Source organism: uncultured Tissierella sp., assembly GCF_902479755.1.
Lineage (GTDB): Bacteria > Bacillota > Clostridia > Tissierellales > Tissierellaceae > Tissierella > Tissierella carlieri.
In genome coordinates this window covers 15626-40326 of the sequence record NZ_CABSQO010000001.1, presented here as the reverse complement: position 1 = coordinate 40326, position 24701 = coordinate 15626, and the positions used below count along the sequence as shown (strand labels likewise).

Here is a 24701-nt window from a genome sequence, read left to right as displayed (position 1 = left end):
GAGAGATTTTATGGCAACATGGGGGGCGCATATTAGAATAGCTGAAACTATTCTAAATGTGGATAGGAGTTTAGATGAAAAATATTTTCTTGTAGGTAATGTAGGACCAGATTGTGGTGAGCCTAATGAGGATTGGAGTGAATTTTTCCCTTCTAAATCAGTTAGCCATTGGATTAATAAAGATGAAGTTATTGAAGCAGAAAAATTTTACGATGAATATCTAAACAAAGAAATAGAAGATAATAAGTTATATTCCTTTTTATTAGGCTACTATGTACACTTATTAACGGATATTGAGTGGGGAAACATGGTAGATGAAAAGAAAAAAATAGATGCCGAGTATAAGAAATTAGAAACGGATAAAAAATTTATATGGACCATTAAGAAAGATTGGTATGATTTAGACCATCTATATTTTAGGAAAAACCCTAATAGCATATTTCATAGGATATTTAAAAACATAGAATCATTCCCTGATTATCTTGATTATTATCCTGCTGGAGCAATAGAGAGACAATTAAGATATATTAGTGGATTTTATACTAAGTATAATGGTAATCCAGAAAGAGAATATATATACTTGACGGAAAAGGAAATGGATGATTTTGTAAGTGGAAAATCCAATTGTATTATAGAATTGTTAAAAGAAAATAGGAAATAATCTTATAAACCTCTTACTGAATTTAAAATCTTAGGTCAGTAAGAGGCTATTTTTATGCTGTAAAAGATTATATAAAAAGAAGGGATTTAGCAAACTTTGTAGAATAAGTATAATATAGACTTTGTAAGGAGGAAATTTACAATATGAAGGAATATATAGTTAAAAAATTTTGGGCTCTAATGAGTGATGGAATGTTTGATGAAGTGGGAGAATTAATGGAAGAAGATGCATATGTATGGTTACCAAATACTAGAGAAGTTTTTAAAGGTAAGGATAAATATATCAATTTCAATAAAAAATATCCAGGTCGTTGGATAATAACCTTAGATAAAATTTTCTCTAAAGATGAGATAGTTGTTTCTGCTGTAAAAGTAGAAGCAGAAGATAAATCAAGCAGCTTTTATGCCACTTCTTTTTTTACTGTTAAAGATAGCTTAATTAGTGAAATAGTAGAATATTGGGGAGATAATGGTGAGCCACCACAATGGAGAGTTGAAGAAACGTTATCAGAAAGATATTAATAATTTTAGGTTTTACTAATTATGGAGGAAGTCATATGGAAAAATTAATAGATTTATCATGCATAATTGAGGATAATATGCCTGTTTATCCAGGAGATAGCATGACAGGATTAAAACAAGTAAAAAATTTACAAGAGGATTTCTATAACAATCATAGGCTAGATATTAGTATGCATTCAGGTACGCACATAGATTCACCAATGCATTTAACTGAAAGCAAAGAATACATATATGAAATGCCATTAGAATCATTTATTGGTATAGGATGCATTATTGATGTAAGAAATCAACCTATTATAAAAGAAAAACTAGAGTATAAGGAATTGATAGAAGAAAATAGTATTGTTTTGCTTTACACAGGTTGGGATCAAGAATATGGAAAGAACTCCTATTATGAAAGTCATCCAGCTATAGATATTAGCTTTGCCAAGTTATTGATAGATAAGAATATTAAGATGCTAGGGATAGATATGCCTTCTCCAGACAGATATCCTTTTGAAACACACAAATTGCTTTTTAAAAATAAGATATGTATAATGGAGAATCTAAGAAATCTCGATAAATTACTTGGTATTCCAAGCTTTGAAGTTATAGCTTTTCCATTAAAGATTAGGACAGATAGCTCGATGACGAGAGCTGTTGCAAGAGTATTGTAGAGTAAATTTATAAGATTTAAAGCGATATAGATAAAGTTGTATTTGTTTTTGTAAAAAGGGAAGGTGTTTATGCTATGAAAAAGAAGAAGTATAGAATATTGAAGGAATTAGTTGGTGGAGGAATAATTGGATTTATACTGGGATTTTCAATTCTATTCATAAGAGATTATATTCATATTCCAGAAGGTTTCGTCAAGCTGCCTTTTTATATAAATATATTAATATTTATTTTTACATTTTTTTTAGCGGTAACCTTACATGAATTTGGACATGCATTAAGCTTTATTAGCAATGGAATTAAAATGAGAGCAATATTTTTTACAATATTTGCATTAATTAAAGAGGATAATAAATGGAAATTTAAACTAACATCTATGAAAACTGTTGGTGGTATTGCAATCCCTGATATTATATCAGTAAAGGATGAAAAAGATTTCCAGTCAAAACAAAAAGCTTTTGCGAAAGCAGTAATAATGGGACCTATAAGTTCTTTAATAGTTTGGATTGTACTAACATTTATTAGTATAGTAATGATTAAATTTACATCAAGTATATATATTCGGGCAGGATTGCTAAGTTTAATTTTATCCTTAAGTGGTATCACCATATTCCTATTAGCCACTAGCTTTATAAAAAAAGACTTGGTAATAGGTGACTTTCCTGCATATAAAATTATTAAGAGTGATAGTTTTTTTTGTGGAATTCAATTTTATGGCTATGGATATTTATCTTCACAGCCAGAAAAGTCTAGAGATGAAAATACATATCTAAGAGAATACATTCTAGAGGAATTAGAAGAAAAATATAAAAATAAAGATAGTCATTGGTTTACACTTAGTATTATAGACACAATAATTGTAGAATATCTTGCAGGATATTTAGAGAAATTACCCATGATTATAGAAAATTATATTAGTTTTATTTTAGAAAATCCTGATATACTTTCGAAAATACGTTCATCTGTAATGCTTGAGATATTATATTTTCACATTATTATGTTGCTTCATAGAGATGAATATACTAGAGAAAAATCCTTTGAGTTATATAAAAATTTAAAGAATACCATAGAACCTAATACGCCTAAGAGAAAATATTTATTTAAGCAAATAGAGCAAATTTTAGGGATTAGAGATAATAAGGATTATCTAATGGATAGAAAAAATATTATAACATCAGATGTGCATCAGATATATAAATATTTCCATGGCTATTATATAGATGAAATAAGGATTAATGAAATGATATAGATAAATTGAATTTATAGAGGAAATTTAGAATAATGAGTTATATAGGATTATCAAATAAAAATATATAATTTATGAAAAGTAGCAGTTCAGCTATGTGTCCAACAATTGAGGAGGTATAAAATATGAGAAAACTTTTTAACTTGAGGAATATAATAGCATTTATATTAGGGATAATTAGTTACTTCATAATATCTTCGCTATTCCATAAATGAAATAAATAATTGATTAAAGGAGAGATATTATGAACTCAAATTTGACAAAGACTAAGAGTGAAATTATAACATTCTTATTGATTAACTTTGCAATTACATTCATTATGGGGATAATAATGTTCTTGGTCTATAATCGTATTGATAATGATATTAAATCGGGGTTTGCTGGAGCTCAGATGATGTATCCAGCCTTAGCTGTCATTGCCGTTAAAGTTTATTATGGAAAGGATAAAATTTCTAGTGGATTAATGGAGTTCTTTATATCTTATATCATTATTAGTATTTTATATATTATTATTTTACTCATAGGAATTTTTGCTTTTCCCAGCCATGTAAGCGGAACTTTAGATATAATCATAATAATATATAGTATAATGGCTTTAATTCTAATTGGAAATAATGAGAATAATTGCTTTGAAGAAATTAATATGAGCTCTACAGGCAGTTTTAAGAAGGTCATACTATTTTGTTTACTATTTCTTGGACTAAAATTAACTAGAGTTTTGCTAGTAGCATTTTTTTATAGACAATTATTAGAAGCATTAAAAATAATTTTTAGTGCTAAATATATATTTAAACTTATTATTGGTATACCAATGACTATAGTTTTAAGTTTTATACCATTCTTTGGAGAAGAATTGGGATGGAGACAATTTTTGCAACCAAGACTTCAAGCTTTACTTGGTAGAAGACTTGGAGTTATTATACTTGGATTTATTTGGGGGATATGGCATTTACCTCTTTGTATTATGCTTTATAGCCCAAGCACTCCTATTTACTGCATAATAGCTCATGTTTTGTTTTGTATATTGAGTGGAATCTTCATTGGATTTGTTTATATGAAAACAGGGAATTTATGGTCAGCTATAATTATCCATTTGATTAACAATAGCATGGGCTTTAGTGATGGTGCTAGTTATGAAACGACAATTAAGTTAACAGAGTTAATAATAGTTTTTATTTCTAATGTTATTATATTCTTACCATTTCTATTTACGAAAGAGTATAAAGATGAATCTATTTTAGAAAATACAAATGATAAAGTAATATAGTTGAGCATCCTAATTATTTAGATTAAGAGACTAAGTTGTTAATAACGGAAAATGTTAAAAAATCTAGATACTACTAAAATACATACTTATAATATGAATATCTTAAAGACTAATTGTATAATTCTAATTGGAGGAAATTATGAGAAAAATATTAAAGTTCATAGGAATAATCATTGGGTTAGTTATTATATTTATAATAATTAGCTATATTAATCATAGAATTCAATTATCCAAAGAAGATGAGTTATTCGTCCCAAATGGAGAGATGGTGGAAGTAAACGGACATCAGATGCATGTGTATACAGAAGGGCAAGGAGATATGACATTAGTATTTATGCCTGGTGGTGGTACATGCTCTCCTGTTTTAGATTTTAAATCACTATATTCTTTGCTGGATGATAAATATAGAATCGTAGTAGTAGAAAAAGCAGGATATGGATTTAGTGATGTAGTGGATATAGATAGAGATATTAATAATATTTTATCTGAAACGAGAGAGGCACTTTTGAAAGCTGAAATAAGTGGACCATATATCTTGTGTGCACATTCAATGTCAGGAATTGAAGCTCTATACTGGGCTCAGACATATCCAGCTGAAGTATCAGCAATTATAGGACTTGATATGGCAGTCCCAGAATCTTATAAAGAATATAATATCAATATGCCTATAATAAAATTATCTGCTTTTGCAGCTAATGCAGGAATTACAAGATGGATTCCTAGAGTATGGCAAAGTGATGCTATAAAATATGGATCATTGACAGATGAAGAAAAAGAATTATATAAAGCTATTTTTTATCGAAGAACAGCAACAAAAACAATGTTAAATGAAGTGCAAGAAATCAAGGCAAGTGCAGGTATAGTAGGAGAAAATGGAGTTCTCGATGTTCCTATACTAATGTTTTCATCCAATGGAGAAGGAACTGGTTGGAATGAGGATGAATGGAGAACCTTTCAGAAAAATTATATAGAAAATATTCAAGATGGGAAGATAGTTAACTTAGACTGTTCTCATTATGTTCATGATATTGAGTATGAAAAAATAGCAGATGAAATTGAAAAATTTATTGAGAATTTGAATTAAAATAAATTATTTCAAAGGAGAAAATCATGTATGCAAATCGGCATAAATAAGTTATTATTAACTATACTTTTAATCATTATTATATATCTTATTGCAGTAATATATTTATCTAGAAAAAGGCAAAGCTACTTAGGAATAATTTTACCTGGATTTTTTGCATGTGTGGCAGTATATAATTATTTAAAACCTATATTAGTACCTAATCCTAGACCAACAATGAAAGAGGCTATGTTTATGACCTTCTTTGGTACTTTGTCTATACTTGGATTTATTGTGTTTTTAGTAGTTAAATATATCTATAGAGGAAATAGAACTTAAAATTGATATAGATTTATATTAATAGAATGTTAGATTATGTTGATTCAGTAGAGAAGCTGATGCCTATAATTAAGAGCTTACTTACTCATGAATATTCACATGCATGTCTTCATAGTGATTATCCAACTCCAGATGGGAAGTCTAGTTTTATATCTAAACTGCAATATATATGTTTTGATGAAGGATTTGCTCATTTTTTATCTTTTCATGAGAATGTTAAAAAGATTGATTGGTTGGATAATGAGAAGTTGCAAAAAAAGGGAGATGCATATAATATTTTAAGACAAGCTGTTTCTTCAAGTATTGATGAACATTCAGAATTACTAATGAAATCTAATTCTGGAGCATACTGGGATAAGTTTGGAGCCATATCAGGAATGTTTGCTATTGCAGGGACCTTTGCACAAAGCGATTATAGCTATGATAATATAATCAAAATTTATGAAGATGGATATAAAAATTTTTTAAAAGAAATTTTTGACAAATAAAATGTATAGAAACTATATTTGATGAATGATTAGTAATTGAAGTATAAACTAGAAGATAGATAGAGGAGAATACAAAAATGGATATTCAACAGTACCCTAAAGATTTAAGATTACTTCTCGATGGAATGTTGTATGAAGCAGATAATATTGGTCGTTCAACTGCTGGAGTCTATAGATATTACAATGATAAATTATCATATTATCTAAAAGTTCAACCTACCTTTAATGAACTTGAGAAAGAGCATGAGATTATGGAGTGGCTGCAACATAAGCTACCAGTTCCTAGAAAGATATACTTTAAATCATATGGTGGTTTTGACTATTTACTTATGACAGAAATAGAAGGGGAAATGATTTGTTCAGATTACTTTCTTAATAATCCAGAGGAAGCAGTTAGGTTGTTAGCTGATGGAATAAAGATGTTACAATCTATTTCAATTGAAGACTGTCCATTTGATAATAGTCTAGAAACAAAGTTAAAGGAAGCATTATATAATATAGAAAATAATTTAGTTGATATATCTGATTGGGAAGAAAATAATAGATTCGATACTCCAATGGAACTACTTGAATATTTAAGGAATAATCAACCTAAAGAATTTACACCAGCATTTACTCATGGAGACTATTGTCTTCCTAATATTTTCTCTAAAGATAATAAAATAAGTGGTTTTATCGATTTAGGCAGAAGTGGGATAGCTGATATATATCAAGATATAGCTTTATGTGTTAGATCACTAAAACATAATTTTGGAACAGATGATTACATCGATTTATTTTTTAAGCATCTAGGCATACAACCTGATTGGGAAAAAGTTGAATACTATATTCTTCTTGATGAGCTCTTTTAATATTTGAGAATAAGTTAAATCAATTACACTATACCTATGGTTACTGATATTAAGATATGTTAAAACAGAAAAAGTAGTGAAAATTTCACTGCTTTTTTTAGCTTGTTTTGCAAAGTGTACTTGACATAATTTGCAAAGCATACTATACTAAAATTGCAAAGTAAACATTGCGGAGAGGTGATTTTTTGAAGACAAGAATTCAAGAACTACGAAAGCAGCATAGACTATCGCAGGAAGAATTAGCTAATGCAGTCGGTGTAACAAGGCAAACAATTACTTCCTTAGAGTGTGAAAAATATACAGCATCCTTAGTTCTTGCTTATAAAATCGCAAAATATTTTGGACTGACCATTGAGGAAGTATTTGATTTTTCAGAAGTGGAGGAAATATAATATGGAAAAATTTAAGGATAAAATTCGTATTAGAGCATTATGGATGTCAGCGATTGTGATCGGTTTAGCAGTTAGCTATCTTGTGTTGTTTTTAAACCAAGATAAATTACCTAAAATGCCTAATTTCATCATGAGTTTCCATGCAGGAGCTTTATGCGGACTTGAACTTCTGCTAATGTTAGATATATTTAAAAATGTAAGAGCTATGAGGGATGAGAGAGCATTAAAAAAATTATATATCGAGGAAAATGATGAACGTGCAATTATGATAATGCAAAAGACAGGTGCTATGGGAATTACAATATGTATTATAGGGCTAGGGGTTGGAACTATAATATCTGGTTTTTTCAATGAGATTGTATTTTTTTCATTATTGGGAGCTACATTATTTACAGCATTAGTTAAAGGATTCTTTAAAATTTATTTTCATTATAAATTCTGAGTGAGGTGATTAAAAATGAAGAATAATCAAATGAATGGGTATATAATTTGGGGATTACTAATTAATAGTATTGTATTAGGGTCAAAACAATTCATAGAAATGCCAGAAGGTATTTATTGTTTTGGAATGGGAGTAGGCATTGCATTAGTACTATTTGGTCTATATTCGATGAATCATGATACAACAAAAATAAAAAGTTTCAAAAGAAACTTAATAAAAAAGTTTATAAAATCAATATAATTATTAATTATGTAGTAATATGGGCTTCAATATACTCAAATGAGAAAATATAATATTTTGAGAGGACATTATGAATAGAGATAAAATAAAGATACTAAAGTTAGTTTGTTACTTGTTTGGATTCTTTTGGATATATAATGCTATGACTGGTTTTTATAGTTTTTATATTACTGAATTGCAAATGTGTGATAAAGAAATTTTCCTAATCAAAATAGCAGCTTTTGTTATAGGAGTTATCCTTTCATTAGTTGCATCAGGAGGTTTCACAATATTGTTTTGGTATTCATATAGATTGAAATACATGGATGAAAGGATATGTGATAATATTGCAAAGAAAATCATCGCATTTCTTTTCTCCACAGGTGTATTTAAAGCCGCATTTGGCTTTTCAATATTTATATTATCATTATTCTTTACAATTATTGTTTTGATTAGATATTTAGAAAAGGAATCCAGTGCTATAAATTATTCTCATTGATAAGAAATCTAGTAACATTATAAGAATAAATTCAAAATAAAAATTAATTAGCAGGCTCTATTGTTTGAGTCTTAAAGGAGGATTAAAATGGAATTTAGAAAAACCGTCGAATCAGATATTGACAGTATTATGAATATTTTTAATCAAGCAAAGGCATATATGAAGGAACAAGGAATTGAACAATGGAATAATAATTATCCTAATTATGAAGTAGTAAAAAATGATATAAAAAATGGAGTAAGCTATGTATTAGTAAAAGATAATAATATTGTTGGTACTGTAGTAGCTATTTTTGGAGAAGAAAAAAACTACAAGAATATTTATGATGGCAAATGGATAAGCAATGAAGAGTATGTAGTTATTCATAGAATAGCTATTGATTCTGATTATAAAGGATTAGGAATAGCATCCATTATTTTCAAGAACATAGAGGAGCTTTGCTTAAATAGAAGCATAAATAGCATTAGGGTGGATACCCATGAAGATAATTTATCAATGCAAAGGTTACTGTCTAAAAATGGTTTCCAGTATTGTGGTGTGATTTACTTAGAGGATAAAAGTAAGAGAATTGCATTTGAAAAAATATTATAATAAACAACTCTTGACAGATATAAATCATACTGTTAATATGTAATTGTAATAAATAATAATGAATATGTTGCTCATATAGGTCTCATAATATGGTTGAGACGTTTCTACAAAATGACCGAAAATCATTTAGCTATGGGCGAAAGTGTACCTAGGGTTCCGAAGACTTTGTCTTGCTGGACCGAGCGGTACAGATACTGTATGGACAGTATTACACCGAAGGGATAAAAGCCCAGTCGGGTAGGTTTCGCTTTGCCTACCCGGCTGGGCTTAATTTAATTTTTTGAGGAGGGTTAAATTTGGATTTTAAAAGAATTTTTATCGAGAAGAAGGAAGAGTTTAATACTGAAGGTCAGTTATTACTAAAAGATTTTAGAGATTATTTGGAAGTACAAGGGTTGTCAAAGGTAAGGACGGTAAATGTATATGATTTAATCAATGTAACCGAAGAAGAAAAAGAGCTTATAGTAAAAGAAATCCTCTTTGAAGAAATTTTAGATAACAAATATGAAAATAACCTTCCAATCAAAGCGAACGAAAGATTATTTAGAATTGAATATCTAAAGGGTCAATATAATCAAAGAGAAGATTCAGCTAACCAAATGATTAGAATCTTAACTAAAAATGAAGAAATAATTGCACAAAATTCAAAAATAATAATTTTAGAAAATGTAACAGAAGAAGAATTAGCTAAAATAAAGAAATATTATATAAATCCAATAGAGATGAAGGAAATTGCATTTAATAGCTTTATCTTTGAAAAAGAAACTGAAGCAACAGAAGAAATAGAAATAATAGATGATTTTATAAAGATGACAGAAAATCAACTTATATCTTTTAAATCAAAATATGGAATAGGTATGGATATAGAAGACATTTTATTCTGCCAAAAGTATTTTAAAGATGAAGATAGGAATCCAACTATTACTGAGTTAAAGCTAATAGACACTTATTGGTCAGATCACTGTAGACATACTACCTTCATGACAGAGATTACAGATATATCTATGGATGCAGGAAAGTATAAAGAAGTATTCCAAAAATCATTAGATGAATATATAAAATCTAGAGAATTTGTTTATGAAAACAAAGAAAGACCAATTTGCTTAATGGATTTGGCTACTATCAATATGAAGGAAACTAAGAAAAAGGGCTTACTAGATGATAAGGAAGAATCAGATGAGGTTAATGCAGCCAGCATTGAAATAGATGTAGACGTTAATGGTACAACTGAGAGATGGTTGCTGATGTTTAAAAATGAAACTCATAATCATCCTACAGAGATGGAACCATTTGGTGGTGCATCAACTTGCCTCGGTGGAGCAATAAGAGACCCATTATCAGGCAGAGCTTACGTATATCAGGCTATGAGGATCACAGGGGCAGCAGATCCAAGACAAAAATATGAAGATACTTTGTCTGGAAAATTACCTCAAAGGAAGATTACTCAGACTGCGAAGACAGGATATAGTTCCTATGGATATCAAATAGGTGCTGCAACAGGATATGTTAAAGAAATATATGACAAGGGTTATATGGCCAAGAGAATGGAATTAGGAGCATTAGTTGCAGCTGCTCCAAAGGAAGCTGTATATAGAGGAAATTCTGAGCCGGGAGATTTGATTGTCCTAGTAGGTGGTAAAACAGGTAGAGATGGATTAGGTGGAGCAGTTGGTTCATCTAAGGAACATACAGAGGAATCCCTACACACATCAGGTGCAGAAGTGCAGAAGGGAAATCCAGCAGTAGAAAGGAAAATAGTTCGTTTATTTAGGAATGAAGAAGTATCTAAGATGATTAAAAAATGTAATGATTTTGGTGCTGGGGGAGTTTCAGTAGCAATAGGAGAATTGGCAGATGGACTTTTTATTGAATTAGATAAAGTACCACTAAAATATCCTGGTCTTGATGGCACAGAGATTGCATTATCTGAGTCACAAGAGAGGATGGCCGTAGTTATTGCACCTGAAAATCTAGATAGATTTATGTCCTTTGTTAAAGCGGAGGATTCAGAAGGCACAGTAGTAGCTAAGGTTACAGAAGAAAAAACTCTTAAAATGGTATGGAGAGGAAAAACTATTGTCGATATCAAGAGGAGTTTCTTAGACACCAATGGTATAAGAAAGAAGAATAAAGTTAATATAGAACAACCTATTGGAGAATTATATTTAGATAAAATGCCATCTCATGTAGAAGGAAAAAATACCATAGATGCATTTGTAGAAAATATAAAGGATTTAAACATCTGTAGCCAAAAAGGCTTAGTAGAAGGATTTGATCATACTGTAGGGTCAAGTACGGTATTGATGCCTTTAGGTGGGAAATATGGACTTACTCCGGCAGAAGGAATGGTTGCGAAGATTCCTGTACAGGAAGGAGAGACAAATACTTGCTCTTTAATGAGCTATGGTTATGAACCAAAACTTTCAAAATGGAGTCCATTCCATGGAGGCTATTATGCTGTTATAGAATCCGTAGCAAAGATTGTAGCTATGGGTGGAGATTATAAAAAAATAAGATTAACCTTCCAAGAATACTTTGAAAGAATCGGAAATGATCCAACTAAATGGGGTAAACCATTTTCTGCACTACTTGGCGCATTTTTAGTACAAAAAGAATTAGATACTCCAAGCATAGGCGGAAAGGATAGTATGAGTGGTACTTTTGAAGATATTCATGTTCCGCCAACCCTAGTTAGTTTTGCAGTAACTACAGATAAAGTAGAGAATATTATATCTCCAGAATTTAAAAATACTGGTTCAACTGTGGCTTTAATAAAATTGGATATAGATGAAGATGGTATGATTGATTTCAGCCAACTAAAGTCAAATTACTCCACAATTAAAAAATTAATAGATAAAGGTGAAATAATTTCAGCTTCCACAGTTAAATTTGGCGGAGTTGCAAGATCTATTGCTGAAATGGCTATGGGCAATAAAATAGGATTTAGATTTAATGAAGTAAGCAAAGAAGATTTGTTTAAGCCACTATACGGCTCAATAATAATTGAATTGAAGGATGAAGCAGTATTAGGAAACATTAATTATAGAGTCCTTGGAACTACAATAGAAGCAGAGCATATAGGAATAGATAAAGAAATCATTCAATTAGATTCTTTGATCAAATCCTTCCAAGAGCCATTGGAAGAAGTATTTCCAATATATAGAGACAAAGAAAATGAAGAAGATATTAAATTTGAAAAAGGAAATATAATTACAAGAAAAGCTAGTATAGCAAAACCAAGAGTTTTAATACCAATATTTGCAGGAACCCATGGAGAATATACTATGGCTAGATGCTTTGAACAAGCTGGTGGTGAAGTAGATACCTTTGTGTTTAAGACTTTAACTTTCAGAGACATAGAAGAATCATACAAGGAATTAGCAGAGAAAATCAAAGGATGTCAAATAATAGGATTACCAAATGGTTCATTATTAGGTGATGAACCAGAAACTGGTGGAAAGCTAATGAAATTGATACTAAGTAATTCCTATGTAATGGAAGAAATCAATAATCATATATACAAGAGAGATGGATTAATCCTTGGAGTAGGTGCTGGATTCTTAGGATTGATGAAACTAGGACTTATAGCTCCTTCAACAAATATTACCTATAACAAGAATGGAGAATTTATCTCAAGATTAGCCAATATTAAGGTAAGTTCAAATTTATCACCTTGGTTTAATGATATGACAGTGGGAGATGTATATACTTTACCAGTAGCTACAAAAGAAGGAAGAGTAATAGGGGAGAATATAGATGATCTAATAGCTAAGGGACAAATTTCAACTCAATTTATAGATGAGAATCCAACAGGATCTGTATATTGTATAGAATCTATGACCAGTTCTGATGGAAGGATACTTGGTACTATTTCCTCTATAGATAGAGTAGGAAATGGATTATATAAGAATTCAAACATAATAGGAGAACATAAGATATTTGAATCAGGTATAAAATACTTTAAATAGGGGGAGTAGAAAATGAAAGTTAGTATATTAATGGGAAGCATATCAGATAAACCTATATCAGAGAAAGTAACTAAAATTTTTGATAAATTTGGAGTGGATTATGAGGTCAGAGTAATATCAGCTCATAGAACTCCATATAAGGCTGTCGAATTTGCTGAAAATGCTGAGAAAAACAATACAGAAGTTATTATTGCCATAGCTGGAAAAGCAGCCCATCTAGCTGGAGTATTAGCAGGAGTAACCCCTCTTCCTGTAATAGGAATCCCTGCTAAATCCTCCACTATGGATGGATTGGATTCACTTCTTTCTGTGGTACAAATGCCAAAGGGTGTTCCAGTAGCTACTGTAGCCATAGATGGAGGAGAAAACGGAGGACTTCTAGCTGTTCAGATGCTTTCTATAAAATATCCTGAATTAAGGGAAAAATTCAAGGAATATAAAAAAGAGATGGCAGAAGAAGTAGAAAAAATTGATTATGACCTAACCCAACAAGCGTAGCGAGTTGTAGGTAGGTCAAACGCAATGAGCACCAAATTCATGCGACCGTTAGAGAGCAAATGAATTTGAGTTGCGAAACTGTGGCAAATGACCTAACACAGCGAAAGTAGTGAGCTGATGTAGGTCAAACGCAACGAACGCCAAATTCATGCGAATGACAATGAGCAAATGAATTTGTGCAGTGAGACTGCGGGAAATGACCTAACCCAACAAGCGTAGCGAGCAAATAAATTTGAGTTGCGAAACTGCGCATAGAAACTAACTAGAGAGAAGGTGCAATCTTGAGTGGAGTTGTAGGAATTTATAGCAAAAAAAGAAATGATGTATCAAAAATAATATACTATGGTTTATATGCACTACAACATAGAGGTCAAGTAAGTACAGGTATTGCAGTAAATAACAATGGCTTTGTTGATTATTTTAAGGATTTAGGATTAGTACATGAAGTCTTTCCAAGGGAAACTATGGAAAGACTTCGAGGAAATATTGGCATAGGACATGTTAGATATGCTGCAGTAGGGGATACAACTACTGTAAATGCACAGCCCTTAGTTGTAGGATATAAGAGAGGTGCACTAGCATTGGCTCATGACGGAGCTGTAGTAAACTTTGAAAAGTTACGAGATGAGTTAGAAGATAATGGTACAATTTTTCAATCTCAATTAGATACAGAAGTCATAGCCAACCTAATAGCAAGATATCACAAGGACAATGTGGAAGATGCTATAATAAAGGCCTTAGATGCAATAAGGGGAACCTATGGGCTTGTTATGATGACAACGGATAAATTAATAGGTGCAAGGGACCCTTATGGAGTGAAATCTCTTTCTTTGGGTAAGTTTGGAGAAGATTATATATTAGCATCAGAAACTTGCGCCTTTGATACTATAGGAGCTGAATTTATAAGAGATATAGAGCCAGGAGAGATTGTTGTTATAGATGAAAGCGGATTAAAGTCCATAAGGAAGGAGCCTAAAGGTAAGAACCCATGTTTATTCGAGATAATATATTTTGCGAGACCAGACAGTAAATTAGACGGAAAGAGTATTTACCTATCAAGGATAGAGGCTGGAAAACAGTTAGCCAGAGAAGCAGCCGTAGATGCGGATATTGTTATAGGTGCTCCCGACTCTGGTACGATATCAGCCATAGGATATGCAGAGGAATCAGGAATTCCTTATGCTGAAGGCTTAATAAAAAATAGATATGTAGGTAGAACCTTTATAGAACCAACTCAAGATTTAAGGGAACAGGGAGTTAGAATTAAGCTTAACGTATTAAAGGAAAATGTTGAAGGCAAAAGGGTAATATTGGTAGATGACTCTATAGTGAGAGGAACTACCATAAAAAGAACTATCGAAATGATAAGGAATGCAGGAGCTAAAGAAATACATGTTAGAATATCTTCGCCGCCAGTTCTTTATTCATGTCATTTATGGATGGATTCGCCAAATAGAAAAAATTTAATAGCAGCCCAAATGTCAAAGGAAGAAATAAAGGAATTAGTAGGGGTAGATTCATTAGAATATTTATCTCTCAAAGGATTGTTAAAAGCAGCAGATGGAGAAGAGTTTTGTACAGGATGCTTGAATAACAGCTATCCTATATCTAATGATATTGAATAGTTGGATATAGAGGATTAGAACAAATGCACAGTTCACAATGCACAATGCACAATTAGAGAAACGACCGCTGGTCGCCAGAAAAAGACCCCATAGCTAGACCGCGACAATTGTGAACTTAAGTAGGGAACCAAAATCATGGTTTTTGATTTTGTGTTCATCACTTAGCTACTGATATTTGCCCCGCAGGGTATAATTCAGTAGTCCTTTAGGGTTTGTTTATCTAGTGAATTGTGAATCGTGAATTGAAAATAGGAGGGTGTAAAGTGAGCTTAACTTATAAGGATGCAGGTGTAGATAAAGAAGCAGGATATAAAGAGGTACAGCTTATAAAGGGAATGATAAAGAAAACTCATATCCCAGGGGTTTTATCAGATATAGGTGGATTTGCAGGCTTGTTTCAATTAGATACTAAGTCCTATGAAGAACCAGTTTTAGTATCAGGAACGGATGGAGTAGGTACTAAGCTAAGACTTGCTTTTATGATGGATAAACATAATACCATAGGAGAAGATTGTGTAGCTATGTGTGCTAATGATATTCTTTGTCAAGGAGCTAAGCCCTTATTTTTCTTAGATTATATAGCCACAGGAAAACTTATTCCTGAAAAGATGGCAAATATTGTAGAAGGTGTATCTAATGGTTGCATCAAAGCAGGTTGTGCCCTAATTGGTGGAGAAACTGCTGAAATGCCTGGATTTTATAAAGAAGATGAATATGATGTTGCGGGATTTTGTGTAGGAGTAGTAGACAAGAAGAAGATAATAAACGGATCTGCAATAGAAGAAGGCGACTATATCATAGGATTACCATCTAGTGGAGTTCATAGCAATGGTTTTTCTTTAGTTAGAAAAATAATATTTGAAAAAGAAAAGATGGATGTAAACCAATATATAGAAGAACTAGGATGCACCATAGGTGAGGAACTTATAAGACCAACTAGAATATATACAAATCCAGTATATAGCTTGGTACAGAAATTTAATATTAAAGGTCTTAGCCATATAACTGGTGGAGGATTTTATGAAAATATTCCAAGAATGCTGCCAGAAGGACTAACAGCTCATATAGACACTGCTAAAATAAATACTCCAACTATATTTAACCTTTTACAAAAATGGGGTGGTATAGCTAAGGATGAGATGTACGGTACTTTTAATATGGGAATAGGTATGGTTCTTGCGGTAGATAAAAATGAACTAGATGATATTACAAAATATTTAAAAGAGCAGAAAGAAGAATTTATATTACTTGGTGAAGTTAAAAAAGGTACTGAGGGAGTAGTATTATGTCACCAGTAAAGATAGGTGCTTTAATTTCTGGTGGAGGTACTAATCTACAATCTATAATAGATAATATTAAAAATGGAAATATAGATGGAGAAATAAAATTAATTATTTCCAACAGAAAAGAAGCTTATGGCTTAACTAGGGGAAAAGATGCAGGAATAGAGAGCATTTATTTAGATAGAAAGTTATTTAATAGTGAAGAAGAATATAATCTAGAATTAATAAAAGAGTTTAAAGCAAAAAATGTAGAATTAATTGTCTTAGCAGGATATTTAAAGGTACTATCTCAAGAATTTATAGAGGAATTTAATCGAAGAATAATAAATATCCATCCTTCCTTAATACCTAGTTTTTGCGGAAAAGGATATTATGGTGAAAAGGTACATCAAGAGGTTTTAGACTATGGTGTAAAGATAACAGGGGCTACAGTTCATTTTGTAGATGAGGGAACAGATACGGGCCCTATAATACTTCAGGAAATTGTATATGTTAATAGTGAAGATACGGTGGATACCTTAAAAGAAAAAGTACTAGAGATAGAACATAAGCTTTTGGTACAGGCAGTGAAATTATATTGTGAAGGTAGTTTAATCATTGAAGGAAGAAAAGTGATTATAAAACAGAGGTGAGATGATGAAAAGGGCATTAATCAGTGTTTTTTATAAAGAAGGTATTGTTGAATTTGCCTCAGAAATAGAGAAACTAGGCTGGGAAATAATATCGACTGGAGGAACCTATAGAATTTTAAAAGAAGCTGGAATAAAAGTAATGGAAGTTGAAGATGTAACTAATTTCCCCGAAATACTAGATGGAAGGGTAAAGACTTTAAACCCTTATATTCATGGCGGACTTTTGTACAGAAGAGATGATGATAATCATGTAAAAACAATTGAAGATATGAAAATAAATCCTATTGATATAGTAATTAATAATCTCTATCCTTTTGAAGAGACAATAAATAAATCAGGTGTAACTCACGAGGAGATCATTGAAAATATAGATATTGGTGGTCCATCTATGATTAGAGCGGCAGCTAAAAACTATAAAGATGTAACAGTAATAGTAGATCCTTCCGATTATGAAATTGTACTAAGAGAGCTAAAGGAGAATAATGAAACTACCTTCAAAACAAGGCAATATTTAGCAAGAAAGGTTTTCAACTATACAGCTTATTATGACACATTAATATCAAATTATTTTAATGAAATAGAAGAGGTTATATTCCCAGAGAGATTAACTTTGGCCTATAAATCCAAGGAAGAGTTAAGGTATGGAGAAAATCCGCATCAAAGAGCAGCATTTTACAGGGAAGTAGGGAAGAAAGAAGGAACTCTAGCAGGAGCAATACAGCTTCATGGAAAGGAACTTTCCTTCAACAATATTAATGATGGAAATGGTTGTATTGAAGCACTAAAAGAATTTGATGAACCTACTGTAGTGGCTGTAAAGCATGCTAATCCTTGTGGTATTGGAAGTGGAGAAGACATACTAGAAGCTTATGAAAAAGCATATGAATGTGATAAGGTATCTATATTCGGAGGAATAATAGCAGCTAATAGAGAAATAAATGAGAAGGTTGCAGAAAAAATAAATGAAATTTTTATAGAAATAGTAATGGCTCCATCTTTCACTGAAAAAGCATTAGAAATACTCACTCAAAAGAAAAATATAAGAATCCTACAGATAAACAATATTACAGACAGGGAATATAAAGAATTAGATATAAAGAAAGTATTAGGTGGACTACTAATACAAGATAAAGATAATATTTTATTAAATGAAGAATTAAAGGTAGTAACCAGGAATCAGCCTACTAAGGAAGAGATGGAAGATTTATTATTTGCTTGGAAAGCTGCAAAGAGTGTAAAATCCAACGGAGTAGTCATAGTTAAGGATAAAGCAACCATAGGTATTGGTCTTGGGGAAGTAAATAGGGTATGGGCAGTGCAGAATGCAATAGAAAGAGCAGGGGAAAAGGTCAAAGGAGCAGTCTTAGCATCTGATGGATTCTTTCCATTTAAAGACTCCATAGAATTATTAGCTAAGGCAGGAATTACAGCAATAATTCAACCGGGGGGTTCACTAAAGGATAATGAAGTAATAGAAGAAGCAGATAAGAATGGTATTGCTATGATAATCACTGGTATAAGACATTTCAAACATTAATGCCTAGGAGGTAAGAAAATGAAAGTATTAGTTATAGGCAGTGGTGGTAGAGAACATGCATTATGTTGGAAAATAGCTAAGAGTCAGAAAGTAAGTAAGATTTATTGTGCACCTGGAAATGGTGGAACTGCTGATATAGCTGAAAATATAGCTATAAATGTTGATGAAATAGATAAGTTAGTTCAATTCGCTATGGAAAATCATATAGATTTAACTGTAGTAGGGCCGGAATTACCCTTAGTACTAGGTATAGTAGATAAATTCCAAGAAAAAGGATTGAAAATTTTTGGAGTTAACAAGGAATGTGCTGAGCTTGAAGGTAGTAAGGATTTTTCTAAAGGATTTATGGAGAAATATAATATTTCTACTGCTAAATATAAGACATATACTAATTTAAATGAAGCAATAGAAGGACTTAGGGAATTCACTTATCCATTAGTTATAAAGGCAGATGGACTATGTGCCGGGAAAGGTGTAGTTATTTGCCAGAGTGAAGATGAAGCAATGAATACATTAAAAGATATTTTAGGAGAAAAAGTATTTGGATCTGAGGGAGAAAAGGTTGTTATAGAAGAATTTTTAGATGGTATAGAAGCTTCTCTTCTTTGTATAGTTACTAAGGATAAAATAATTCCAATGGAATCTGCTAAAGACTATAAAAAAATATATGAGAACGATGAAGGACCAAATACAGGAGGAGTTGGTTGTTTCTCTCCTAGTCCGCTTTTTGATGATGAGTTAAATAAAAAAATTGAAAAAAATATACTTAATAACATAAGAGTCGGATTAGATTCAGAAAAAATGGATTTTAGAGGAATATTATTTATTGGTCTGATGATAGTAGGTGATGAGCCTAAGGTTTTAGAATTTAATGTAAGATTTGGTGATCCTGAAACAGAAGTATTAATCCCAAGGCTTGAATCAGATATAATAGATATATTTCAAAATACAATAGATGGAACATTAGAAAAATCAGATTTAATATGGAAAGAGAAGGCTTGTGTTACTGTAGTCATTACATCTAAGGGGTATCCTAATGAATATGAAAAAGGATTTATAATTACTGGAGTAGATGAGCTAGATAAGGATATTATACTTTTTCATAATGGAACAAAGAAAATAGATAGAAGTTTAATTACAAATGGAGGAAGAGTTTTATCTGTTACTAGTTTAGGACATACTATTGAAGAAGCTAGAAAAAAAATCTATTCAAATGTAGATAAAATTAAATTTAATGGTATGAATTATAGGAAGGATATTGGGAAAACTACAATTGTCAATTAATTAACTCATAGAGCAGGATAAAACCTGCTTTTTTTGTTGAAAAAGATTTCCAAAATCTTATTGTTCTGTTATAATACTATATAGTAATTGTAGTTTAAGTATTCATTAGTAATAGGCTAAAAAATTAGAAAATTGGAATAAAAGTGATTGACCATATTAAAAAGGGTATATATTAATTCGGGTATAATTTACTTAGGTAATTTAAATAATAGTTAGTACAAAAATAAACACAAGGAGGATTAAGTATGAAAACAGATGTTCAAATTGCTCAAGAGGCAACAATGTTACCTATATCTGAGGTAGCAGCGAAGTTAGGGATAGACGAAGAAAAACTTATACATTATGGAAAGTATAAGGCAAAGGTATCTTTAGGACTTTTAGAGGAATTAAAAGACAAGCCAGACGGAAAACTAGTTTTAGTTACAGCAATTAATCCTACTCCAGCAGGCGAAGGTAAGACTACTACAAATATAGGTCTTTCAATGGGATTAAATAAAATAGGTAAAACTGCAATAACAGCACTTAGAGAACCTTCACTTGGACCTAGCTTTGGAGTTAAAGGCGGTGCTGCTGGTGGTGGATATTCTCAAGTAGTACCTATGGAAGATATCAATCTTCATTTTACAGGTGACTTCCACGCAATAACTACAGCTCACAATTTAATTTCAGCTTTATTAGATAACCACATTCATCAAGGAAACGTATTAAACATTGACCCAAGAAGAGTAGTTTGGAAAAGAGTTCTTGATATGAATGACAGAGCATTAAGAGATATTGTAATCGGATTAGGCGGAAAACCAAATGGAATGCCAAGAGAAGATGGATTTGATATAACAGTTGCTTCAGAGATAATGGCAATCTTCTGTTTATCAAAAGACTTAGAAGACTTCAAGGCTAGAGTTGGAGAAATTATCGTAGCATATAAATATGACGGAAGTCCAGTATTTGCAAAAGACTTACAAGCTCAAGGTGCTGTAGCATTACTTATGAAAGATGCAGTTAATCCTAACCTTGTTCAAACATTAGAAAACACACCAGCATTAATTCATGGTGGACCATTTGCAAATATAGCTCATGGATGTAACTCAATGCTAGCTACAAAATTAGCTTTAAAAATGGCAGAATACACAGTAACAGAAGCAGGCTTTGGTGCAGACTTAGGTGCAGAAAAATTCTTCGATATCAAATGTAGATTCGGTGGATTAAAACCAGATGCTGCCGTTATAGTAGCTACAGTAAGAGCGTTAAAATACAATGGTGGAGTTAAGAAAGATGAACTAGGTAATGAGAACTTAGAAGCATTAGCTAAAGGGTTTGAAAACTTAGAGAAACATATAGAAAATATCAATAAATTTGGAGTACCAGCGGTAGTAGCTATTAACAAATTCCCAACAGACACAGAAGCTGAGCTTAACTATGTACTTGAAAGATGTAAATCATTAGGTGCAGAAGCTGTTCTTTCAGAAGTTTGGGGTAAAGGTGGCGAAGGCGGAGTAGCAATGGCTGAAGCTGTAGTAAGAGTATGTGAAACAAAAGAGTCTAACTTTAAACCTTTATATGATGTAGAAGATTCAATCAAGACTAAGATTGAAAAGATAGCTAAGGAAGTTTATGGTGCAGATGGAGTTGACTTCACTAAGGCTTGCGAGAAAACAATAGCTAATATAGAAAAATTAGGATTTGACAAGATGCCAATCTGTATGGCAAAAACTCAATATTCACTTTCAGATGACCCGACTTTACTTGGCAGACCTAGAGGATTTAGCATTACTGTTAGAGACATAAAAGTATCTAGAGGTGCTGGTTTCTTAGTAGCCCTAACAGGAGAAATTATGACAATGCCAGGATTACCAAAAGTTCCAGCTGCAAATAATATTGATATATTACCAAGTGGAGAAATAGTAGGATTGTTCTAGATAATGGCTGGGCAAAGTCCCAGCTATTATTATCACTTTACACTTGAATACGTTAGTATGAAACTATAATTTATTAGGAGGGCAGGATATGGAATTTAATTCAAAGATAAAATCCAATCAGGTAGATGGATTTTTTGAAGCGATTTTACTTTTAGAAAATATGGAAGAGTGTTATAGGTTTTTTGAAGACATATGCACTATAAAGGAGATTCAAGCAATAGCACAAAGGCTCGAGGTTGCGAAATTACTTAAAGCTAATAAAACTTACAATGAAATAGAAGCTGAGACAGGTGCTAGTACTGCAACGATAAGTAGAATAAATAGGGCTTTGAACTATGGTTCAGAAGGATACAATATTGTATTAAAAAAATTAGGCATAATAGAAGAATAAGAAAAGCCTCTAAGGAAAAGTTAGAAACTTTTCTTGGCCACTGCATAAGCGACTTGCATGAAATCAAAGATTTCGATAATTTGCTTAAAACTCAATTAGGTCAAGTTCTTGATATTAGGTATTAAAGCAGAACTTTCCTATTGGTTATAAGAAACAGGGACTAAGAGTCCCTTATTCCTTTTAGAGTGTAAAAATAAATTAGATCAATAGTAATATATAATCTCAGTGGAGGTGTGTATATTGGGGAAACTCATTAATATTGATAAATTAGAAATAGGAATGCTCTTGGACAAGGACGTAGTAGATATAAAAACAGGTGCAGTATTGATACCAGAGAACACCGCTATAACAAAGGCTTTCATTGATAAACTAAATATTCATGGAATACATTTTGTATTTGTTAGAGAGGAAGAAATACCTGAAGGAATTCGCAATGATGGATTTGCTAGAGAATATTCCAAGGTAGAAAATAGACTGGATAATATATTCAATGAGATTAAAGAGGGTAAAGAATTAAAATCAGATAAGGTAATTTCTGAGATGAATAGCTTTGTTAAGGAAATAGCCTCAGAAAGAGATATACTTACTCAGATGAGATTGCTTCGAAAGACAGATGACTATACATTTAATCATAGTTTAGGTGTAAGCATATTAGCTATAACTTTGGGAAAATGGCTAAATTATCCTCAAGATAAAATTATGGATTTATCTATAGTTGGGCTTTTTCATGACATTGGAAAGTTGAAGATCTCGGATGAAATATTGAAGAAACCGGGTATATTGAGTGCAGAAGAGTATGAAGAAATGAAAAAACATCCTCTTTATAGTTATGAAATGCTATTAGAGACTAACAGATTTAATGAAGATATTTTACAGGGTATATTGCAGCATCACGAAAAAATCAATGGGACAGGCTATCCTTATGGTGCTAAAGGAGATAGTATACATGAATATGCAAAAATAATGGCTGTATGCGATATATATCATGCTATTACATCTAATAGAGTGTATAAAGATAAGGATTCGCCACTACGAGCCGCAGATTATCTTAGACGTGAAAGTTTCACCTCATTAGACCCTAATATTACTCAAGTCTTTTTAAAGAATATATCTAGATTTTATGTTGGAAATAAGGTCTTACTAAGTGATGGTTCAACAGGAATAATAGTCTATATACACCCTCAAAATGAAACTAAGCCTATAGTGCAGGTAGGTAATAAATTTATAGATTTTCTTCAGCCACAAGATACTGAGATACTAGATATTATAATATAATATTTAAGAGCATGAGCCACATCAAAGCTATTGATTTTTAACATTAAGTGTAAGCTATTGTTGTAATATATCAAATTATGGGGTATATAATTAAATATTATAATTATTATGAAGTTAGAAAGTAGGGATTAAAAATGATGTGGAAAGATAAATATAAAGTTGGTGTAGAATTAATTGATGAGCAGCACAAAGAACTCTTTAAACGTTTATCAGAATTTATACAAATTGTTCAAAGTAAAAGTGATTGGAATGAAAGATTAGATAAGGTAAAAGAAACAATGGAATTTATGCAAGAATACGTAATATTCCATTTTGATGATGAAGAAGCGTATCAAGAAAAAATTAATTATCCAGATATTGAAATACATAAAGAAGCACATAGAAAATTTAAAGAAGTAATCAATGATTATGTTAAAATCTTTGAACAAGGAGGATTTACTGAGGAAAAAATACAAGAATTCAGTGCTAAACTTATGACATGGCTAATCATGCATGTGGGAAAAATGGATCAAAAAATTGGAGAATATGCAAATGAAAAAGGAGGACAAGCACAATGAAGGCAGAATACTTAAACTCCTTTTATAAGGCAACTCAGGATGTATTTAGATTAATGCTTGACACAGATGTAGAGAAGGGACAGTTAAAGGCTATAGAGGGCATGGTTTGCAGCAAAGATGCCAATGTTATTCTTGGAGTCACAGGAGATTTGAAAGGCACGATTCTTTTTAGTTTTACTAGTGATATGACTTTAGAGATGGTTAGAATAATGTCAGGAATGGAAATGCATGAAATAGACAACTTTGTATCTTCAGCTTTGGGTGAAGTTGCAAATATTATTGGAGGCAATGCAGTAACAAATTTAACTGAATATAATTACATATGTGATATTGCTCCACCACAAATAATCATAGGCGAATATAAGTCTATTTCTATGGCAAATAAATTAGCACTTCTTCTACCATTAAAAACCCATATTGGTGAATTTGATATTAATGTGTTTTTAGCAGAAAATTAATTATAATATGAAAATAGCTAAGATTATAATCTTAGCTATTTTCT

26 protein-coding genes and 1 riboswitch are annotated in these 24701 nt (G+C 31.5%); all 26 genes read left to right on the top strand.

Going from position 1 to position 24701, the window contains the following annotated elements:
* Positions 1 to 10: 10 nt before the first annotated feature.
* The 26 genes from RDK80_RS00195 to RDK80_RS00070 all read left to right on the top strand — a co-directional run bounded on the left by RDK80_RS00195 (position 11) and on the right by RDK80_RS00070 (position 24657).
* Positions 11 to 661 (top strand): zinc dependent phospholipase C family protein, encoded by a 651-nt coding sequence (locus RDK80_RS00195; RefSeq protein ID WP_308523090.1) that lies wholly within the window; start codon positions 11 to 13, stop codon positions 659 to 661.
* Positions 662 to 804: 143 nt separating this feature from the next.
* Positions 805 to 1182, top strand: coding sequence for a nuclear transport factor 2 family protein (locus tag RDK80_RS00190; protein ID WP_094899805.1), 378 nt, complete (start codon positions 805 to 807; stop codon positions 1180 to 1182).
* A 35-nt stretch (positions 1183 to 1217) separates the two neighbouring features.
* The gene (locus RDK80_RS00185; protein ID WP_308523089.1) at positions 1218 to 1838 is read left to right on the top strand and encodes a cyclase family protein; all 621 of its coding nucleotides are present in this window, start codon (positions 1218 to 1220) and stop codon (positions 1836 to 1838) included.
* A gap of 74 nt (positions 1839 to 1912) precedes the next feature.
* Complete coding sequence (locus tag RDK80_RS00180) at positions 1913 to 3085, top strand: M50 family metallopeptidase (RefSeq protein WP_308523088.1); 1173 nt, start codon at positions 1913 to 1915, stop codon at positions 3083 to 3085.
* Positions 3086 to 3326: 241 nt separating this feature from the next.
* The gene (locus tag RDK80_RS00175) at positions 3327 to 4349 is read left to right on the top strand and encodes a CPBP family intramembrane glutamic endopeptidase (RefSeq protein WP_308523087.1); all 1023 of its coding nucleotides are present in this window, start codon (positions 3327 to 3329) and stop codon (positions 4347 to 4349) included.
* A gap of 139 nt (positions 4350 to 4488) precedes the next feature.
* Entirely contained in the window at positions 4489 to 5433 is a 945-nt protein-coding gene (locus RDK80_RS00170; RefSeq protein WP_308523086.1) for an alpha/beta hydrolase, read from the top strand.
* Positions 5434 to 5463: 30 nt separating this feature from the next.
* Positions 5464 to 5751, top strand: a complete 288-nt coding sequence (locus RDK80_RS00165; RefSeq protein ID WP_308523085.1) for a hypothetical protein — start codon at positions 5464 to 5466, stop codon at positions 5749 to 5751.
* A gap of 59 nt (positions 5752 to 5810) precedes the next feature.
* Positions 5811 to 6239: a hypothetical protein gene (locus RDK80_RS00160; protein WP_308523084.1), complete on the top strand. Its 429-nt coding sequence runs from the start codon at positions 5811 to 5813 to the stop codon at positions 6237 to 6239.
* Positions 6240 to 6316: 77 nt separating this feature from the next.
* Entirely contained in the window at positions 6317 to 7090 is a 774-nt protein-coding gene (locus RDK80_RS00155) for an APH(3') family aminoglycoside O-phosphotransferase (RefSeq protein WP_308523083.1), read from the top strand.
* 185 nt (positions 7091 to 7275) lie between these two features.
* On the top strand, positions 7276 to 7482 hold the full coding sequence (locus RDK80_RS00150) for a helix-turn-helix transcriptional regulator (protein ID WP_094899813.1): 207 nt from the start codon (positions 7276 to 7278) through the stop codon (positions 7480 to 7482).
* Position 7483: 1 nt separating this feature from the next.
* Complete coding sequence (locus RDK80_RS00145) at positions 7484 to 7924, top strand: hypothetical protein (protein WP_094899814.1); 441 nt, start codon at positions 7484 to 7486, stop codon at positions 7922 to 7924.
* A gap of 15 nt (positions 7925 to 7939) precedes the next feature.
* The gene (locus tag RDK80_RS00140; RefSeq protein WP_094899815.1) at positions 7940 to 8164 is read left to right on the top strand and encodes a hypothetical protein; all 225 of its coding nucleotides are present in this window, start codon (positions 7940 to 7942) and stop codon (positions 8162 to 8164) included.
* 70 nt (positions 8165 to 8234) lie between these two features.
* Positions 8235 to 8642 carry a hypothetical protein gene (locus tag RDK80_RS00135; RefSeq protein ID WP_308523082.1) on the top strand — a complete coding sequence of 136 codons (408 nt, stop codon included), beginning with the start codon at positions 8235 to 8237 and terminating at the stop codon, positions 8640 to 8642.
* Positions 8643 to 8729: 87 nt separating this feature from the next.
* Positions 8730 to 9233, top strand: coding sequence for a GNAT family N-acetyltransferase (locus RDK80_RS00130; RefSeq protein ID WP_094899817.1), 504 nt, complete (start codon positions 8730 to 8732; stop codon positions 9231 to 9233).
* Positions 9234 to 9284: 51 nt separating this feature from the next.
* Positions 9285 to 9386, top strand: a riboswitch (purine riboswitch).
* A 143-nt stretch (positions 9387 to 9529) separates the two neighbouring features.
* On the top strand, positions 9530 to 13201 hold the full coding sequence (locus RDK80_RS00125) for a phosphoribosylformylglycinamidine synthase (RefSeq protein ID WP_308523081.1): 3672 nt from the start codon (positions 9530 to 9532) through the stop codon (positions 13199 to 13201).
* Positions 13202 to 13213: 12 nt separating this feature from the next.
* The gene (gene purE, locus RDK80_RS00120) at positions 13214 to 13699 is read left to right on the top strand and encodes a 5-(carboxyamino)imidazole ribonucleotide mutase (RefSeq protein ID WP_308523080.1); all 486 of its coding nucleotides are present in this window, start codon (positions 13214 to 13216) and stop codon (positions 13697 to 13699) included.
* A 281-nt stretch (positions 13700 to 13980) separates the two neighbouring features.
* On the top strand, positions 13981 to 15324 hold the full coding sequence (purF, locus tag RDK80_RS00115) for an amidophosphoribosyltransferase (RefSeq protein WP_308523079.1): 1344 nt from the start codon (positions 13981 to 13983) through the stop codon (positions 15322 to 15324).
* Positions 15325 to 15587: 263 nt separating this feature from the next.
* On the top strand, positions 15588 to 16622 hold the full coding sequence (gene purM, locus RDK80_RS00110) for a phosphoribosylformylglycinamidine cyclo-ligase (protein WP_094899820.1): 1035 nt from the start codon (positions 15588 to 15590) through the stop codon (positions 16620 to 16622).
* On the top strand, positions 16610 to 17239 hold the full coding sequence (gene purN / locus RDK80_RS00105) for a phosphoribosylglycinamide formyltransferase (protein ID WP_308523078.1): 630 nt from the start codon (positions 16610 to 16612) through the stop codon (positions 17237 to 17239). Before purM ends, purN begins: the two co-directional genes overlap by 13 nt.
* Before the next feature lie 4 nt (positions 17240 to 17243).
* Entirely contained in the window at positions 17244 to 18776 is a 1533-nt protein-coding gene (gene purH, locus RDK80_RS00100) for a bifunctional phosphoribosylaminoimidazolecarboxamide formyltransferase/IMP cyclohydrolase (protein WP_201259686.1), read from the top strand.
* Between the two features lie 18 nt (positions 18777 to 18794).
* Positions 18795 to 20060 (top strand): phosphoribosylamine--glycine ligase, encoded by a 1266-nt coding sequence (purD, locus tag RDK80_RS00095; protein WP_094899823.1) that lies wholly within the window; start codon positions 18795 to 18797, stop codon positions 20058 to 20060.
* A 245-nt stretch (positions 20061 to 20305) separates the two neighbouring features.
* Complete coding sequence (locus RDK80_RS00090; protein WP_094899824.1) at positions 20306 to 21976, top strand: formate--tetrahydrofolate ligase; 1671 nt, start codon at positions 20306 to 20308, stop codon at positions 21974 to 21976.
* An 88-nt stretch (positions 21977 to 22064) separates the two neighbouring features.
* Complete coding sequence (locus RDK80_RS00085) at positions 22065 to 22367, top strand: YerC/YecD family TrpR-related protein (protein ID WP_094899825.1); 303 nt, start codon at positions 22065 to 22067, stop codon at positions 22365 to 22367.
* 240 nt (positions 22368 to 22607) lie between these two features.
* Positions 22608 to 23642 carry an HD-GYP domain-containing protein gene (locus RDK80_RS00080; protein ID WP_308523077.1) on the top strand — a complete coding sequence of 345 codons (1035 nt, stop codon included), beginning with the start codon at positions 22608 to 22610 and terminating at the stop codon, positions 23640 to 23642.
* A 134-nt stretch (positions 23643 to 23776) separates the two neighbouring features.
* On the top strand, positions 23777 to 24199 hold the full coding sequence (locus RDK80_RS00075) for a bacteriohemerythrin (protein WP_094899827.1): 423 nt from the start codon (positions 23777 to 23779) through the stop codon (positions 24197 to 24199).
* Positions 24196 to 24657: a chemotaxis protein CheX gene (locus tag RDK80_RS00070; protein ID WP_094899828.1), complete on the top strand. Its 462-nt coding sequence runs from the start codon at positions 24196 to 24198 to the stop codon at positions 24655 to 24657. Before RDK80_RS00075 ends, RDK80_RS00070 begins: the two co-directional genes overlap by 4 nt.
* Positions 24658 to 24701 lie beyond the last annotated feature (44 nt).

Excerpts from the sequence above, each read along its gene's own strand:
- RDK80_RS00195 (WP_308523090.1), top strand. The coding sequence starts at position 11 with ATGGCAACATGGGGGGCGCATATTAGAATAGCTGAAACTATTCTAAAT.
- RDK80_RS00190 (WP_094899805.1), top strand. The coding sequence starts at position 805 with ATGAAGGAATATATAGTTAAAAAATTTTGGGCTCTAATGAGTGATGGA.
- RDK80_RS00185 (WP_308523089.1), top strand. The coding sequence starts at position 1,218 with ATGGAAAAATTAATAGATTTATCATGCATAATTGAGGATAATATGCCT.
- RDK80_RS00180 (WP_308523088.1), top strand. The coding sequence starts at position 1,913 with ATGAAAAAGAAGAAGTATAGAATATTGAAGGAATTAGTTGGTGGAGGA.
- RDK80_RS00175 (WP_308523087.1), top strand. The coding sequence starts at position 3,327 with ATGAACTCAAATTTGACAAAGACTAAGAGTGAAATTATAACATTCTTA.
- RDK80_RS00170 (WP_308523086.1), top strand. The coding sequence starts at position 4,489 with ATGAGAAAAATATTAAAGTTCATAGGAATAATCATTGGGTTAGTTATT.
- RDK80_RS00165 (WP_308523085.1), top strand. The coding sequence starts at position 5,464 with ATGCAAATCGGCATAAATAAGTTATTATTAACTATACTTTTAATCATT.
- RDK80_RS00160 (WP_308523084.1), top strand. The coding sequence starts at position 5,811 with ATGCCTATAATTAAGAGCTTACTTACTCATGAATATTCACATGCATGT.
- RDK80_RS00155 (WP_308523083.1), top strand. The coding sequence starts at position 6,317 with ATGGATATTCAACAGTACCCTAAAGATTTAAGATTACTTCTCGATGGA.
- RDK80_RS00145 (WP_094899814.1), top strand. The coding sequence starts at position 7,484 with ATGGAAAAATTTAAGGATAAAATTCGTATTAGAGCATTATGGATGTCA.
- RDK80_RS00140 (WP_094899815.1), top strand. The coding sequence starts at position 7,940 with ATGAAGAATAATCAAATGAATGGGTATATAATTTGGGGATTACTAATT.
- RDK80_RS00135 (WP_308523082.1), top strand. The coding sequence starts at position 8,235 with ATGAATAGAGATAAAATAAAGATACTAAAGTTAGTTTGTTACTTGTTT.
- RDK80_RS00130 (WP_094899817.1), top strand. The coding sequence starts at position 8,730 with ATGGAATTTAGAAAAACCGTCGAATCAGATATTGACAGTATTATGAAT.
- purE (WP_308523080.1), top strand. The coding sequence starts at position 13,214 with ATGAAAGTTAGTATATTAATGGGAAGCATATCAGATAAACCTATATCA.
- purN (WP_308523078.1), top strand. The coding sequence starts at position 16,610 with ATGTCACCAGTAAAGATAGGTGCTTTAATTTCTGGTGGAGGTACTAAT.
- purH (WP_201259686.1), top strand. The coding sequence starts at position 17,244 with ATGAAAAGGGCATTAATCAGTGTTTTTTATAAAGAAGGTATTGTTGAA.
- purD (WP_094899823.1), top strand. The coding sequence starts at position 18,795 with ATGAAAGTATTAGTTATAGGCAGTGGTGGTAGAGAACATGCATTATGT.
- RDK80_RS00090 (WP_094899824.1), top strand. The coding sequence starts at position 20,306 with ATGAAAACAGATGTTCAAATTGCTCAAGAGGCAACAATGTTACCTATA.
- RDK80_RS00085 (WP_094899825.1), top strand. The coding sequence starts at position 22,065 with ATGGAATTTAATTCAAAGATAAAATCCAATCAGGTAGATGGATTTTTT.
- RDK80_RS00075 (WP_094899827.1), top strand. The coding sequence starts at position 23,777 with ATGATGTGGAAAGATAAATATAAAGTTGGTGTAGAATTAATTGATGAG.
- RDK80_RS00070 (WP_094899828.1), top strand. The coding sequence starts at position 24,196 with ATGAAGGCAGAATACTTAAACTCCTTTTATAAGGCAACTCAGGATGTA.